15 protein-coding genes and 2 tRNA genes are annotated in these 14,706 nt (G+C 50.9%); 13 read left to right on the top strand and 4 right to left on the bottom strand.

Going from position 1 to position 14,706, the window contains the following annotated elements; translation table 11 throughout:
- The first annotated feature begins 7 nt into the window (after nt 1–7).
- The 5 genes from prfA to kdsA are packed head-to-tail and all read left to right on the top strand — an operon-like array spanning nt 8 to nt 4,056.
- Nucleotides 8–1,096 (top strand): peptide chain release factor 1, encoded by a 1,089-nt coding sequence (gene prfA, locus E8E00_RS09520; RefSeq protein WP_069587375.1) that lies wholly within the window; start codon nt 8–10, stop codon nt 1,094–1,096.
- 2 nt (nt 1,097–1,098) lie between these two features.
- A complete protein-coding gene (prmC, locus tag E8E00_RS09515) occupies nt 1,099–1,944 on the top strand; it encodes a peptide chain release factor N(5)-glutamine methyltransferase (RefSeq protein WP_096631213.1) in 846 nt (281 codons plus the stop codon).
- Between the two features lie 32 nt (nt 1,945–1,976).
- Nucleotides 1,977–2,360 carry a SirB2 family protein gene (locus tag E8E00_RS09510; protein ID WP_069587478.1) on the top strand — a complete coding sequence of 128 codons (384 nt, stop codon included), beginning with the start codon at nt 1,977–1,979 and terminating at the stop codon, nt 2,358–2,360.
- A gap of 4 nt (nt 2,361–2,364) precedes the next feature.
- Complete coding sequence (locus E8E00_RS09505; RefSeq protein ID WP_069587373.1) at nt 2,365–3,171, top strand: SirB1 family protein; 807 nt, start codon at nt 2,365–2,367, stop codon at nt 3,169–3,171.
- 33 nt (nt 3,172–3,204) lie between these two features.
- A complete protein-coding gene (gene kdsA, locus E8E00_RS09500) occupies nt 3,205–4,056 on the top strand; it encodes a 3-deoxy-8-phosphooctulonate synthase (RefSeq protein ID WP_077457326.1) in 852 nt (283 codons plus the stop codon).
- A 91-nt stretch (nt 4,057–4,147) separates the two neighbouring features.
- Here the strand turns inward: kdsA and E8E00_RS09495 are convergent, their stop codons facing one another.
- Entirely contained in the window at nt 4,148–5,074 is a 927-nt protein-coding gene (locus E8E00_RS09495; RefSeq protein ID WP_096631626.1) for a LysR family transcriptional regulator, read from the bottom strand.
- A 131-nt stretch (nt 5,075–5,205) separates the two neighbouring features.
- On the opposite strand from E8E00_RS09495, the gene E8E00_RS09490 reads away from it, so the two are divergent.
- The 6 genes from E8E00_RS09490 to E8E00_RS09465 all read left to right on the top strand — a co-directional run bounded on the left by E8E00_RS09490 (nt 5,206) and on the right by E8E00_RS09465 (nt 12,651).
- The gene (locus E8E00_RS09490; protein WP_096631217.1) at nt 5,206–6,246 is read left to right on the top strand and encodes an HlyD family secretion protein; all 1,041 of its coding nucleotides are present in this window, start codon (nt 5,206–5,208) and stop codon (nt 6,244–6,246) included.
- A gap of 2 nt (nt 6,247–6,248) precedes the next feature.
- On the top strand, nt 6,249–7,796 hold the full coding sequence (locus tag E8E00_RS09485) for a DHA2 family efflux MFS transporter permease subunit (RefSeq protein WP_096631219.1): 1,548 nt from the start codon (nt 6,249–6,251) through the stop codon (nt 7,794–7,796).
- A gap of 321 nt (nt 7,797–8,117) precedes the next feature.
- Complete coding sequence (locus E8E00_RS09480) at nt 8,118–9,464, top strand: Na+/H+ antiporter NhaC family protein (protein WP_096631222.1); 1,347 nt, start codon at nt 8,118–8,120, stop codon at nt 9,462–9,464.
- Nucleotides 9,465–9,772: 308 nt separating this feature from the next.
- Nucleotides 9,773–11,446, top strand: a complete 1,674-nt coding sequence (ushA, locus tag E8E00_RS09475; RefSeq protein ID WP_069587368.1) for a bifunctional UDP-sugar hydrolase/5'-nucleotidase UshA — start codon at nt 9,773–9,775, stop codon at nt 11,444–11,446.
- Between the two features lie 98 nt (nt 11,447–11,544).
- Entirely contained in the window at nt 11,545–12,018 is a 474-nt protein-coding gene (gene ybaK / locus E8E00_RS09470; protein ID WP_069587476.1) for a Cys-tRNA(Pro) deacylase, read from the top strand.
- 18 nt (nt 12,019–12,036) lie between these two features.
- Complete coding sequence (locus E8E00_RS09465) at nt 12,037–12,651, top strand: LysE family translocator (RefSeq protein WP_069587367.1); 615 nt, start codon at nt 12,037–12,039, stop codon at nt 12,649–12,651.
- 102 nt (nt 12,652–12,753) lie between these two features.
- On the opposite strand, the gene smrA is transcribed toward E8E00_RS09465, so the two are convergent.
- Together smrA and E8E00_RS09455 are read right to left on the bottom strand one after the other, a co-directional pair.
- Nucleotides 12,754–13,338, bottom strand: coding sequence for a DNA endonuclease SmrA (gene smrA / locus E8E00_RS09460; RefSeq protein WP_077457314.1), 585 nt, complete (start codon nt 13,336–13,338; stop codon nt 12,754–12,756).
- Nucleotides 13,339–13,485: 147 nt separating this feature from the next.
- Nucleotides 13,486–13,623 (bottom strand): DUF3149 domain-containing protein, encoded by a 138-nt coding sequence (locus tag E8E00_RS09455; RefSeq protein WP_069587366.1) that lies wholly within the window; start codon nt 13,621–13,623, stop codon nt 13,486–13,488.
- A 305-nt stretch (nt 13,624–13,928) separates the two neighbouring features.
- Between E8E00_RS09455 and E8E00_RS09450 the strand changes: the two genes are divergently transcribed.
- Nucleotides 13,929–14,005 (top strand) — tRNA-Pro (locus E8E00_RS09450).
- 126 nt (nt 14,006–14,131) lie between these two features.
- Nucleotides 14,132–14,208, top strand: a tRNA-Pro gene (locus E8E00_RS09445).
- A 55-nt stretch (nt 14,209–14,263) separates the two neighbouring features.
- Here E8E00_RS09445 and E8E00_RS09440 read toward each other — a convergent pair.
- A complete protein-coding gene (locus E8E00_RS09440; RefSeq protein ID WP_077457312.1) occupies nt 14,264–14,701 on the bottom strand; it encodes a DUF411 domain-containing protein in 438 nt (145 codons plus the stop codon).
- Between the last annotated feature and the right edge of the window lie 5 nt (nt 14,702–14,706).

The following is a 14,706-nucleotide window of genomic DNA, read 5'->3' as shown; positions in this document are numbered from 1 at the left end:
GAGATTTATGAAAGCATCAATTTTAGCCAAGCTAGAATCACTGGCCGAGCGTTATGAAGAAGTTCAGCACCTGTTGGGTACGCCAGAGATCATTAACGATCAGAACAAGTTCCGTGCGCTGTCAAAAGAATACTCTCAGCTTGAAGAAGTGATTAAGTGTTTTGGTCAGTTCAAGCAAGCACAAGAAGACTTGGTAGCCGCAGAAGAAATGGCAAATGAGGACGATCCAGAGATGCGCGAAATGGCGCAAGAGGAAGTCGAACAGGCCAAGCAGAGCATTGCCGACTTGACCGACGAGCTGCAAATCTTGCTCCTCCCTAAAGACCCTAATGATGATCGCAACTGCTTCCTTGAGATCCGTGCCGGCGCTGGCGGTGATGAGGCCGCGATTTTCGCAGGCGACCTATACCGTATGTACAGCCGTTATGCCGAGCAACGTGGCTGGAAGATTGAAATCATCAGCGCGAGCGATGGTGAGCACGGCGGTTTTAAAGAAGTGATCGCGCGCGTGGCAGGCGAGGGCGCATATGGTGTGCTGAAATTTGAATCTGGCGGCCACCGTGTCCAGCGCGTGCCGGCGACAGAATCACAAGGCCGCGTACATACCTCTGCGTGTACCGTTGCTATCTTGCCTGAAGTGCCAGAAGCAGAAATTCCAGAGATTAACCCTGCTGACTTGAAAGTGGACACTTTCCGTGCATCGGGTGCGGGGGGGCAGCACGTTAACACCACCGACTCGGCCATTCGTATTACCCACTTGCCAACCGGCACAGTGGTGGAGTGTCAGGACGAACGTTCGCAGCACAAAAACCGCGCCAAAGCGATGTCAGTACTGGCCGCTCGTTTGATTAAAGCGGAAGAAGAAAAGCGCGCTGCCGAAGAAGCCTCAACACGTCGTAACTTGTTAGGCTCAGGCGATCGCTCCGACCGTATCCGTACTTACAACTATCCACAAGGCCGAGTGTCTGATCACCGTATTAACTTAACCCTTTATCGTTTAGATGAAGTGATGCAAGGCGATTTGGATAGCTTGGTTGACCCTGTGATTCAAGAGCATCAGGCCGACCAACTCGCGGCGTTGTCAGAGCAACAATAATTATGACTGCCACGATTAGCGCACTGTTAGCGGATAGTACCCATGAATTAAGCGCTGTCGGGCATGGCTCGGCGGCCATTGACGTGAAGGTGCTGCTTTGTCACGTGCTCGATCAGCCCACCAGTTATTTGTATACCTGGCCTGACCGTAAACTGACCGCTGCTCAGCTTGCCCAGTTTCGTCAGCTGTTTGCGCGTCGTCTGCAAGGCGAACCCGTGGCGTATATTCTTGGCTATCGCGACTTTTGGACGCTGCGCCTGTCGGTATCGCCCGCGACCTTGATCCCACGCCCAGAAACGGAACTGTTAGTCGAGCAAGCACTGGCGGTGTTACCGGATAAGCCATGTCGGGTATTGGATTTAGGCACAGGCACGGGGGCGATTGCATTGGCGATTGCATCAGAGCGTGCCGATGCCACTGTGGTGGGCGTCGATGTGATGCCTGAGGCGGTATTATTAGCCAGCCGGAATGCACACGACAATCAAATCACCAATGCGCACTTTATTCAAAGTGATTGGTTTGATGCGCTCAGCGACATGCAGCCTTTTGATCTGATTGTCAGCAACCCGCCCTATATCGACGGTGCCGATCCGCATTTGCAGCAAGGCGACGTACGGTTTGAACCGGCGAGTGCGTTGGTGGCAGACGAGAGCGGGATGGCAGATATTCGCCACATTGGTGCGACTGCGCGGACATATTTGGCCGCATCTGGTTGGCTAATGGTAGAGCATGGCTATGACCAAGGCGCAGCAGTGCGCGCGCTTTGGCAACGACAAGGATGGGGCAATATTGCAACCCAGCAGGATCTCGCTGGGCTCGATAGAGTCACTGTCGCTCAGAACGTATAATTCTAACTGACTGGAAGCAGGAACTTTTTATGATCTACATGGCACTAAAGCATACCCATTTATTGAGTATTGTCTTGAGCCTTTCGCTGTTCGTGATCCGCTTTTTCTGGGTGATGCGTGGCAGTGAGATGCTCAACAAAAAATGGGTCAAAGTGACACCCCATGTTGTCGATACCGTATTATTGACCACCGGAATTGGCCTGATTTTTGTAACAGGTTTTGTGCCATTTACGCCAAGCGGGGCGTGGATGACCGAAAAGCTGACTTGTGTACTGGCTTACATTGCGCTCGGATTTGTCACCTTGCACTACAGCCGTGGCAAACTCTTTCGCACCTTTGCGTTCTTTGGCGCCTTGGGTTGGGCGTATGCAGCAGCCAATTTAGCGTTAACGAAAGTACCACACCTAATGGGATAACAGGATGCCATTAACCGATCAACAACTGGATCAGCTCACACTGGCAGAGGGCGCCTTAACATTGAACCACGCGCTCGATCCGTCGATCGATGTTAATCACGTTCAGGCCTCACTGGAGCTGTTGGCGGACGAAGCCGAACATCTGCTGGGTAGCGAACCCGATATGGCTTTGCGCCTCGAGGGCTTGCGTCGCCTTTTCTATCATCAATGGCAATTTACGGGCGACTTCGAGCAATACTTTTCCTCGGAGAACGTCTTTATTCACCATGTACTGTCGCGCAAAAAAGGGATCCCAGTCTCGCTAGGTGCGATCTTTTTGTACCTGTGTGAGCGCCTCTCGCTACCCGTCAAACCGGTAGGCTTTCCAACTCAGCTGCTGTTGCGCATTGATGAGTTAGAAGACACCCCCGTATACCTCAATCCATTTGATGGTGAGCGTGTTAGTATGCGAACCCTGCGTGGCTGGCTGATAGGCAGTCAAGGGCCGTTTGCTGAGCTAGAGCCATCGCACCTTGAAGTGAGTGACCACCCATCGATCATTGGTCGTTGGTTGGCCGTCGCCAAAAGTGCGTTGTTGCGCGAAGAAAAGTACGCGATGGCATTACGTTGTAGCGAACTCGCGCTAACCTTTAGCCCTGACGACCCATACGAGATTCGCGATCGCGGCTATATCTTTCAGCAACTCGATTGTGATCGGGTTGCGGCGACCGACTATGAGTACTTTATTGAGCAATGCCCGGATGATCCGGCGGCAGAGCTGTTAAAGATGCAAGTGAAAGTGCTCAACGAAGAACAACCGACTTTACATTAGCGCGCTACGTTTAGTGCGACCAAGGAACTGACCATGACGCAAAAAACCGTTCATATTGGCGATATGCCAGTGGCTAACGACCGTCCTTTTACGCTATTTGCTGGCATGAATGTGCTGGAGTCTCGCGATTTAGCGATGCAAATCTGTGAGCACTACGTCAAGGTAACGGACAAACTGGGCATCCCTTATGTCTTCAAAGCCTCCTTTGATAAGGCGAATCGTTCATCCGTACACTCATACCGTGGACCGGGAATGGAAGAAGGCCTGAAGATCTTTGAAGAGCTGAAAAGCACCTTTGGCGTCAAAGTGATCACCGACATTCATGAGCAAGAGCAAGCGGCACCCGTAGCGGAAGTGGCGGACGTGATCCAGCTACCAGCGTTCTTGGCCCGCCAAACCGACTTGGTGGCAGCGATGGCTAAAACCGATGCGGTGATCAACGTGAAAAAACCCCAGTTTATGAGCCCTGGGCAAGTGGGGAATATCGTGGATAAATTCGCGGAGTGCGGCAACGAGAAAGTGATTTTGTGTGAGCGTGGCAGCTGCCACGGTTACGATAACTTGGTCGTAGATATGCTGGGCTTTGATGTGATGAAAAAGGCCTCTAACGGCAGCCCGATCATCTTTGATGTTACTCATGCCCTGCAATGTCGCGATCCTATGGGCGCTGCATCTGGTGGCCGTCGCCAACAAACAGTAGATTTAGCGCGTGCTGGTTTAGGAACCAAGATTGCGGGCTTGTTCATTGAGGCGCATCCAGATCCAGATAACGCACGTTGTGATGGCCCTTCAGCACTACCGCTGGATAAACTCGAGCCTTTCCTTGCGCAAATGAAAGCGCTGGATGATGTGATTAAAAACTTTGCAGAGATTGATATTCGCTAATTGGCGAATGACCGAGACCCAGAAAGCTGCCTATTGGCAGCTTTTTTTATTCGCGGCTTGCGGTCACGCCTTCACGGCGAGCGGTCGCCTGTTAGCCGATACGTGTGGCACTCACACCTTGTTGCATGTCTTCGTTTAGGCGCGTTACTAAATAGTCAATCAGAGTGCGGAGTCGTTTGGGCATCAAGGTACGATTGGCATACACCAAGCTGATGGGTACCGTCGGCATTTGCCAGTCGCTAAGCAGTTGGACTAAACGACCTGACTCAAAGTGAGGACGACATAAGAACGTCGGCAATACCGCAATGCCGAGGCCATCAAGGCATGCCTGCAACGAGGCCGTGATGGTGTTGACCCGCAGCTGATAGGGGAGGTCGACACTAAAACTCTGACCTTGCTTGTCAAATAACTCCCACGCCAGCAGCTTAACCGCTTGGTTATACACTTTGACTTGGCGATGCGGTGAACGAAGATCGGTAGGGCTTTGCACCATGCCAGTTTCGGCTAAATACGCTGGGCTTGCCGCTACCACACGGGTTGAATTGGTGAGCAGGCGTGAAACGAGGTTTGAGTCTTTGCGTGTCCCCACTTGCGCGTAGAGGTCAATGCCTTCACCAATAATGTCGACTTCACGGTTACTCATCTCAAGGTGCACGCGAATATGCGGGTGCAGCTTGATGAACTCGTTGATGTAAGGCCCCAATACCTGATGACCGAGCTCAACGGGCATCACCACATTTAAATCCCCTTGGATCAATTCTTGGTGAGCGGTGATTTCAACTTCTGCCTGCTCCATGATGTCTTTCGCCAACAGGCACGATTGGTAAAAGCGCTCGCCCTCTGCGGTCAGCTTTAAACTGCGCGTGGAGCGCGTGATCAAACGCACGCCTAAATTGCGCTCAAGATCAGAAATTTTTCGACTGACCGTCGATTTTGTCATTCCCAGTGCCTCAGCCGCTTGCGTAAAACTGCCTAATTCCACCACTTTCACTAGGATGGCGAGCGCATTGAAGTCCAACATCCTTCCTCTGATTAGGTTAATTTGTGCAACAGTGTTTTTGATTATAGCGCGATTATTAATTAATAAGATTGGTTTACAATTCGAAACACTTTGCTTGGTATTGATTTAATTAACATTAGTGAGACCTCATGACAGCCTCAACCGCTTCGAAACGCGTTAAAGAGCCACTATTGGCGACCTTGATATTCCTCGTGATTGGTGCGCTTGGTGCCGGGTACTGGTGGATGGAGGGGCAGTATCATGTGTCGACCGATAACGCCTACCTAAAAGGGGATATTGTCACCATCAGTCCCAAAGTCTCTGGCTATATCGTTGCCCGATATGTCGACGACAACCAATTTGTAAAAGCCGGAACCTTATTGGCCGAAATTGACGATCGCGATTATCGTGCCGCGGTCTCCCAAGCTAAAGCAGCACTCGCCTCGGCAAGCGCGAATGTCGAGCATCTGCACGCACAGCAAACCTTACAGCACAGTAAGATCCGCCAAGCCGCGAGTCAGATGGCATCCGCGCAAGCTGAGTACGATCGCGCCAAGCAGCAAGTGGCCCGTACCCAGCGTTTAATCGCGCAGCATTATTCCTCTGAAGATGAATTGGATGCCCAACTTGCGCAGCAAAAAGTACGACTCGCCCAGCTAGAACAAGCTAAAGCCGCGCATCATGCCGCCAGTGACCAATTGGCCGTGTTAGCCAGTGAGCTGAAACAAGCCCAAGCTGCGATTGATGACGCCACCGCTAAGCTGACTCAAGCGCAGCTTAACTTGGATGATACCCGCCTTTATGCGCCCGTTGATGGGGTGATTGGTAAACGGAGCTTGCGCGTTGGCATGCTGGTTCAGCCGGGTATGCCGTTAGTCAGCTTGGTGCCTCAAGGGGAGGTGTGGGTTGAAGCGAATTTTAAAGAAACACAGCTCGCGCATATTCAGCCGGGGCAATCGGTGGATATTGAAGTGGACGCGTTTCCCGGACAAGCACTGCATGGTGTGGTCGATAGCTTCTCGCCAGCCACGGGCGCACAGTTTGCGCTGCTGCCCCCTGAAAATGCCACCGGGAACTTTACGAAAATTGTTCAGCGGGTGCCGATTAAAGTCCGGATCCCCGATCAGCCACTTAAAGCCAAGTTATTGCCTGGGCTATCCGTGATTGCAACGGTAGATACACGAGGCTGAAGATGACCGCGACTGCGTTAACCGCCGATGCCTACAGCGATCGGGTACCGCTCAAAAACTGGATTGCCCTCTTGGGTGGGTTGATTGGGGCCTTTATGGCCATTCTCGACATTCAAATCACCAATGCATCGCTAAAAGATATTCAAGGAGCGCTGTCGGCGACCTTGGACGAAAGCTCGTGGATCTCGACCTCCTATCTGGTGGCTGAGATGATTGCGATCCCGCTCAGTGGCTGGTTATCGCGGGCGCTGGGCGTACGGCGCTATCTGACATGGACCACTGCGGTGTTTACGCTGTCATCTTTTTTGTGCTCACTGTCATGGAACATGAGTGCGATGATCGTGTTTCGCGCCATGCAAGGATTTAGTGGCGGCGCGCTGATCCCACTGGCTTTCTCGCTGGTGGTGCAACTGCTACCTGCCAACAAACGGGCGATTGGTATGGCGATGTTCGGTGTCACGGCGACGTTTGCGCCTGCTATTGGACCGACCTTTGGTGGCTGGCTGACGGAAAATCTGTCGTGGCACTATATTTTCTACATCAATATTCCACCAGCAATGCTGGTGATAGCCATGATCCGCTACGGGCTTGAGGATACGCCGTTATCATTGTCATTGCTGAAAAAGGCCGATTGGGTCGGAATTGCCACTATGGCATTAGGGCTTGGCTGCTTAGAAGTGGTGCTTGAAGAGGGCAATCGTGAAGATTGGTTTGGCTCGTCATTTATTCTCACGCTCAGTGCGATTTCCGTGGTGAACATCGTCTACTTTGTGATTAACGAACTGCAACACCCCCGTCCACTGGTGAACTTGCGGCTACTGAAAGACAAGCAATTTGCCTTATCCTGCTTTGCCTATTTAATTTTGGGTATGGCCTTACTGGGCTCGATTTACGTGTTGCCGCTGTATCTCACCCAAATCCAACACTACAACGCGATGCAAATTGGCCAAGTGCTGATGTGGATGGGGCTGCCACAGTTGTTACTTTTTCCGCTCGTGCCTAAGTTAATGCGCGTGTTTCGGCCAACTCACATGGTGACATTTGGCTTTGTAATGTTTGGGTTAAGTTGTTACGTCAATACACACATGACCGTCGATTTTGGTGGTCAGCAGCTGGTTTTATCCATGATCCTGCGTGCGATTGGTAGTCCATTTATTATGGTGCCTTTGTCGATAGTGGCACTGAAGCATATCCAGCGTGATGACACGCCAGATGCCTCCACACTCACCAATGTGATGCGTAATTTGGGCGGTGCGTTTAGCATTGCCATGATAGCGACTTTGCTAGATAACCAAACACGCTTGCACTTGGCGAACATCAAAGCCACCTTGTCCACAGTGAGCGAGCAAGGTTGGCAGCGTTTGCACCAACAAACAGATTGGTTTATCGCCACAGGCAGTGATGCCACCACTGCGTTGCATCAAGCACAAGCCAGCGTGTTGAGTGTGATGCAACGTGACGCCGCGATTATGGCGTACAACGATGCCTTTATGGTGATGACCGGCTTTTTAGCATTGGCAGCCGTAGTGATCCTCTCGCTCGAAGACTAACTCCCGCTCGATAGTCACCACGCAAAATGGGAGCGGTGTACTGCCGCTTCCTTCGCTATCCTTCCTGATAAGTCTAAGTAACTTGACCGACAAACGGTGTTATCCGATGTATTCGGCTATTGTCGCTGTCTTTTCGTCTGCCACCGTGTCATTTGTTCGGGGTCGCCTTGCGGGCAAGTTCAGCCTTGGTTGCGAAACACTGTCTAGCAGCGAGTACGAGCCGTTAAGATTTTTAGATGTTTAGACGTCTATTTGTTGACTGGATGGCTAGAGGGCTGTAATCTGGATCACAGTTTTATAAGAGGTATTACAAAAACTGCCATGACAACATCTGCAAACACAACGCCGCAGCCTTCTGCCCTTGCACTGCTGCCCCTATTATTATTCTTAACCCTTTTTATTGGTGCAGGCGTTTACTTTACCTTAGAAGGCGCGGACTACGCCTTCTATCAATTGCCCGCACATGTCGCCATTTTACCAGCGGTGATGGTGGCACTTGCTCTCAGCCGTGAGCGACTGAATACCGCGATTGAACAGCTTATCCGTGGCATGGGCCATGGTGATATTATCGCCATGTGTATGATTTACCTGCTGGCGGGTGCCTTCTCATCAGTGGCTGACGCCACGGGTGGTGTGCAGGCGACGGTCAACCTGGGGCTGACCTTGATCCCAGAAAGCCTGATTCTGCCGGGACTGTTTGTGATTGCGGCCTTTATCTCCACGGCAATGGGTACGTCAATGGGCACCATTGCCGCACTGGCTCCCTTTGCATTGAACATGGCGACCGCGACCGGTCAGTCACCGGCAGTGATGGCGGGGGTGCTGCTCAGCGGTGCGATGTTCGGTGACAACCTGTCGTTTATTTCCGATACCACGATCGCGGCAACACGCTCACAAGGCTGTAGCATGCGCGACAAGTTTAAAGAGAACGTCGGGATAGCCATTCCTGCCGCCATTGCTGCCATTATCTTATTTGTGTTCAACAACCAAAGTGCGCCGGTGGACGCGCCTGAAAGCATTAACTATCTCGCGGTTGTGCCGTACCTTTCTATCATCGTCTTGGCGCTCGCAGGGCTGAATGTGTTTGTGGTGCTGACTGCGGGGATTTTGCTGGCGATGGGCGTCGGGCTAATGAGCACGCCAGATTTTACCTTGATGAGCTTTAGCCAGCATGTCAAAGACGGCTTTGCCAGCATGCAAGAGATCTTCATCTTGTCTTTGATGATTGGCGGTATTGCAGAGCTGATGCGCTGCCAAGGTGGATTAAGCTTTTTAACCAACACGGTCAATAAAGTGATTGCCCGTTTCCAGAAAAACCAAGGCAACCACCACTCACGGGCCAGCGAGTTTGGAATTGCCTTGTTGGTGTCATTCGCCAACGTGTGTACCGCCAACAACACGGTTGCTATCGTAGTGTCAGGGCAAGTGGCGAAGAACATTGCTAGCGAACACGAGGTGCCAGCGAAACGCAGTGCCAGCCTGCTCGATATTTTCTCGTGTGTGGTACAGGGTATGATTCCCTATGGCGCGCAAATCCTGCTGCTGGGTGCCAGCTTTGGCCTCTCGCCACTGGTGATTGTAAGCCATTCGTACTACTGCTTCTTCCTTGCCATTTCTGCACTGCTTGCCATTGCCAGCCGACACTGGTTTAACGCCCGTCAGCAGTAATGGCCTGATAACGCACTATTAAAATGGCTCACCTCATAAAGCCTTTGCCTAACGCAAAGGCTTTTTGTTGGCCCTAGCGAAATCGCAAGCAAAGGATGCGCCGATTTCGCTATTGATTAGAGTTTAGGCTCTATAACTTATGACTCGATCACCAAAGTGACGATTTTTGCCCAACTGACGGTGATCATCGCAACAAAATAATGAAATAGACCAGCGGGATAGCATGAATTCTTTTAAACTAGTCGGCGTTTTCTAATCGTCGACAGTCGTCGATGGTGGCTTATCCATCGCTAATAAGGTCTTAGATCATGAAGGAACGTCTTTCTTTGAAGGCAGCGGTCAGTGCTGCGTTAATTGCGTCATTGGCAGGGTGCGCCAATACAGGCTCAGAAACACCAGAACACGGTTGGGCGCCAGATACCACTTATAAGTTAACCATTCTTCATACCAACGATCACCACGGTCGTTTCTGGCACAACCGCTACGGCGAATACGGCATGGCTGCGCGCAAAACGCTGATTGATGAGTTGCGTGCCGAAGCAAAAGCAGAAGGCAGCGAGGTGCTATTGCTCTCAGGCGGTGATATCAACACCGGTGTGCCTGAGTCTGACTTGCTACAAGCGGAACCAGATTTTAAAGGCATGACGCAAATTGGTTACGATGCAATGGCGATCGGTAACCACGAGTTTGATAACCCACTGAGCGTGCTTGAAAAGCAAATGCAATGGGCCGACTTCCCAATGCTGTCAGCCAACATCTATGATAAAGAGACAGGCGAGCGCAAATTCCAAGCTTATCAAATGTTTGAGCGCAACGGCCTTAAAATTGCTGTGATTGGCTTAACCACGGAAGATACCGCCAAAATCGGTAACCCAGAGTATATCGGTTCATTGGAATTCCGGGATCCAAAAGCGGAAGCGAAGAAACTGATCGCAGAGTTGAAAGAAACCGAGCACCCAGACATCATCATTGCTGCTACACACATGGGCCACTATGCCGATGGTAAAAGCGGTGTGAACGCACCGGGTGATGTGGCGCTCGCGCGTTATATTGACGAAGGTGATTTGGATCTGATCATCGGTGGACACTCGCAAGAGCCGGTGTGCATGGAAGGTCCAAACATGTACAACAAAAACTTCCAGCCGGGTGATGCATGTACGCCAGACCAGCAAAACGGTGCGTGGATCATGCAAGCGCACGAGTGGGGCAAATATGTCGGTAAGGCGGAGTTTGAATTCCAAAACGGCGATTTGAACCTCGTTAGCTATGATCTGATCCCTGTGAACCTGAAGAAAAAAATCGAGGTGAACGGTGAGAAGAAACGTGTATTCATCCAAGATGAAATCGCGAAAGATCAAGCGCTGTATGACTTCTTGAAGCCATACCAAGACAAAGGCCAAGAAAAACTCAACGTCAAAATTGCTAAGAGCAATGGCAAGCTTGAAGGTGATCGTGATGTGGTGCGTTTCCAACAAACCAACCTTGGTCGCCTGATCGCCATGTCACACATGGAGCGTGCGAAAGCAGACTTTGCGGTGATGAACTCCGGCGGTGTACGTGATTCAATTCCTGCTGGCGACATCACTTACAAAGACGTATTGAAAGTACAGCCATTTGGCAACATGGTGACGTACACCGATATGAGCGGTAAAGAAGTGCTGGACTACCTGAATGTTGTCGGCACTAAGCCGGTTGATTCTGGTGCGTATGTACAGTTTGCCGGTATCTCGATGGTGGTTGAAAACGGTAAAGTTCACGATGTGAAAATCGGTGGTGAGCCATTAGATATGGACAAAACTTACCGCTTCACTGTGCCAAGCTTTAACGCAGCGGGTGGTGACGGTTATCCAAAACTGACCAACCATCCAGGTAACGTAAATACAGGTTTCGTGGATGCTGAAGTGCTGAAAGACTACCTAGAAGCGCACAGCCCAATTGATGTGAACGACTACGCACCGAAGGGCGAAATTGTTTACAAGTAAATCTGATTAAGATTGCCATGATGACAAAGCGGTACCGATGCGGTGCCGCTTTTTTTATGCAATGATAGTGCGATGTGTTTTAGCTGTAGAGAAGCATGATGACACCAGCGATTAAATTAGCTGAAAAACATGGGATTAAGTTTAACGTTCATCAATATGAACACGATCCTAACAACCAACACTTTGGCGAAGAAGCGGTGCAAGCACTTGGGCAAGATCCTGCGCGGGTATTCAAAACGCTGTTGTTTTGCATCAATGGTGACAGTAAACAACTAGCGGTCGCGGTCGTGCCGGTGAAAGGCTCGCTCAATCTGAAAGCGGCAGCCAAAGCTGCAGGCGGTAAAAAGGCGGTGATGGCGGAGCCGGCGAATGCACAACGGGTGACAGGCTATTTGGTTGGCGGGATCAGCCCTCTGGGACAAAAGAAACGCTTGCCAACGCTACTTGATGCGTCTGCACAACAGTTTGAGACGATCTGTGTCAGCGCCGGTCGTCGTGGATTAGAAATAGAACTATCGCCAGCGGATTTGTTGGCGTTGACTGCGGGAAAGTACGCGGCGATCGGCGAATAACCATAAGGATAATCCAGTATGACATTCACCATTTGGGCCTCATTGGCGCTTGTGTGTATGCTCGGCGCGATGTCGCCCGGGCCGAGTTTAGTGGTGATGGCGAAACATAGCCTCGCCAACAGTCGCTTACACGGTATTGTTGCGTCTTGGGCGCATGCGCTTGGCGTCGGTTTGTATGCGCTGATCACCATGTTGGGCTTAGCTGTGATCTTCAAACAATCGCCGTTACTCTTCACAGGTATTGCCTATACAGGGGCGGCTTACTTAGCGTGGCTTGGCGTCAAATCTTTGTTGAGCCAAGGTGGCGTGGCGTCCAAACTTGAAGCGGGTAAACCGGCAAGCTTAGGTGAGGCAGCGCGGGATGGTGCGATGATCTCGATGCTTAACCCCAAACTGGCGCTCTTTTTCATTGCCTTATTTAGTCAGTTTGTCGCCATTGGTACCGATTTCTTTAGTCGCAGTGTGATTGTTTTAACACCGCTACTGATTGATGGCTTATGGTATACCCTGATCGCGTTTCTGCTCTCCAGCGCCAGTGTGGTCGATAAGCTACGCCAACATGCCGTGTGGGTGGATAAGCTCTCAGGCGTAGTGTTAATCGCGCTATCAGTTCGGGTGGTGGTGACGCTTTAAACCGCATAACGGCCGAAACATAAGTACAAAAAAAAGACTGGTGGCTCACCAGTCTTTTTTCTTTGGCGCAAGACAGCGCCGTGTCGTGTTGGGGCACATTCGCTAGGCGCGGCGGCTCAAATGGCGCTCGCGCGTTTCCAATTTTTTCTCTTGGCTTTTTTTCAGCATCACGTAAAGCGCTCCCGAGCCACCTTGATGGCGCAGCGCCGAGTGATAACAAAGGACATCTGAGATTTGCTGTAACCACTGGCACACATAGCTTTTCATCATGGCCGGCGGGTTACTGCGCTCTCCTTTACCATGCACAATCACCACGGTACGAATATCCATACGCTGACATTGTTTTAAAAAGCGTAAAATTTCATCGCGCGCTTTTTCCAACGACATCTTATGCAGGTCGAGCCTTGCATGAATGTCATACTTCCCTAAACGCAGTTTACGGAACACGCCTTCTTGCACACCCGCGCGCTTATAGGCCATGACTTCGTCCGGTTTCACCATGGTGGCGTAATCCAACGACAAATACTCAGGGTCGCTGTCGGCCAGCTTTTGCGCCGCTTGCTGTCGTGCCAGCTGTGCTTCAGTTGGTTGGTGAGATGCCGGTTGGGTCTCTACTTTGTCCTGCTCAATGGGGTCAACGTCAGACATCATCTCGCGGAACAAATCAAACTCATTTTTATCACTCATCGCTCTTATGCCATGTGTGGTTTGATACGATTTGGGGACAGTATAAACGAAATTAAAAAAAGAAACCCAGAGCCACACTCTGTGACCAACCATGTGACCCTGGACTAAGCAAGAATGCTTAAAGTTAGGTAGGCAATAAAAAACAGGTTACTGAGGTTTGGACGTCATCACTTTATAGATGAAATAACCGCCGAAAAAGCTGATTAAGCCAAATGTACAGATGATGACAATCATGGATGACAAACCGACTGCGTTGCCGAAAAGGAGATCAAGCCAAAAGTCCATAGTCTGTACCCTCGTGTCCGTTAATGTAGGGTCAGGATGCCAATAGGAAGCTGGTTGAATACTGATCAGGATCAAGTCATAGGGCGAACAAATAATAAACATATGTTAACGGGAATTGGATCACAGTCTCTGCGTAACTGACGTTTCTTTCACCGCTTAAGCGTGAACAAGAAAAAATTTATCGGACAGGGCTTGAGGTTTCGGTGGGCTTGAGTATTATAGGCCACCTCAGCGCGGGGATGCACTTGGTCGCATAGCCCTACGCTTGACAAGATAAACATCAATTCGTACAACTTGTCATATGTCGGTGAATAGCGCAGTTTGGTAGCGCATCTGGTTTGGGACCAGAGGGTCGGGGGTTCGAATCCCTCTTCACCGACCACTATTCAGTTAGTGGAGAGCGTATTTGGTCGGGGTCCGGGAGCCCGGTCACATCGAATTCCTCTTCACCGACCACTATTTTAAACTGAGTGATCAAAGGTTACTTAGTTGACGTAAAAAGCATTAACGGTGAATAGCGCAGTTTGGTAGCGCATCTGGTTTGGGACCAGAGGGTCGGGGGTTCGAATCCCTCTTCACCGACCAATACAAAACCTCAGCCTCTCGGCTGGGGTTTTTTCGTTTTATTGCAGGTGAGTACTTAAGGCTTAGGATAGTGCTGGAAAGCCTCAGTATGACCTGTCTCGTCAAATGCCATCACCGTATATGGCTGGTGACGATCGCCATATTCCATACCCGGCGAGCCGATCGGCATGCCGGCAACAGCGAGACCTTCATAGCCTGTATGGGTGGCAAGGAGCTTTTTCACTTCCTGTGCGGGCACATGGCCCTCAATCACGTAGCCGTTGATGCGTGCAGTGTGACATGATTGCATGTCGGCAGGCACGCCCATCTCTTGTTTGACGGCCGCCATATTGTTGTGCGGTTTAACCTCCAGCTCAAAGCCGGCTTGCTCCATGTGCTCAACCCAATCGTCGCAACAGCCACAGCTGGGCGATTTATACACCACGCCGCTTGCGGCCATCGCTGAGGCACTCATCAGGCCTACGGTTGCTACAAGTCGTTGTAAACGCTTCATTATCG

It is taken from the genome of Salinivibrio sp. YCSC6, assembly GCF_004916735.1.
In the GTDB taxonomy this organism is placed as follows: Bacteria; Pseudomonadota; Gammaproteobacteria; order Enterobacterales; family Vibrionaceae; genus Salinivibrio; species Salinivibrio proteolyticus.
Note: the sequence above shows the minus strand (reverse complement) of the source record. Positions and strands in the feature narration are given on the sequence as shown.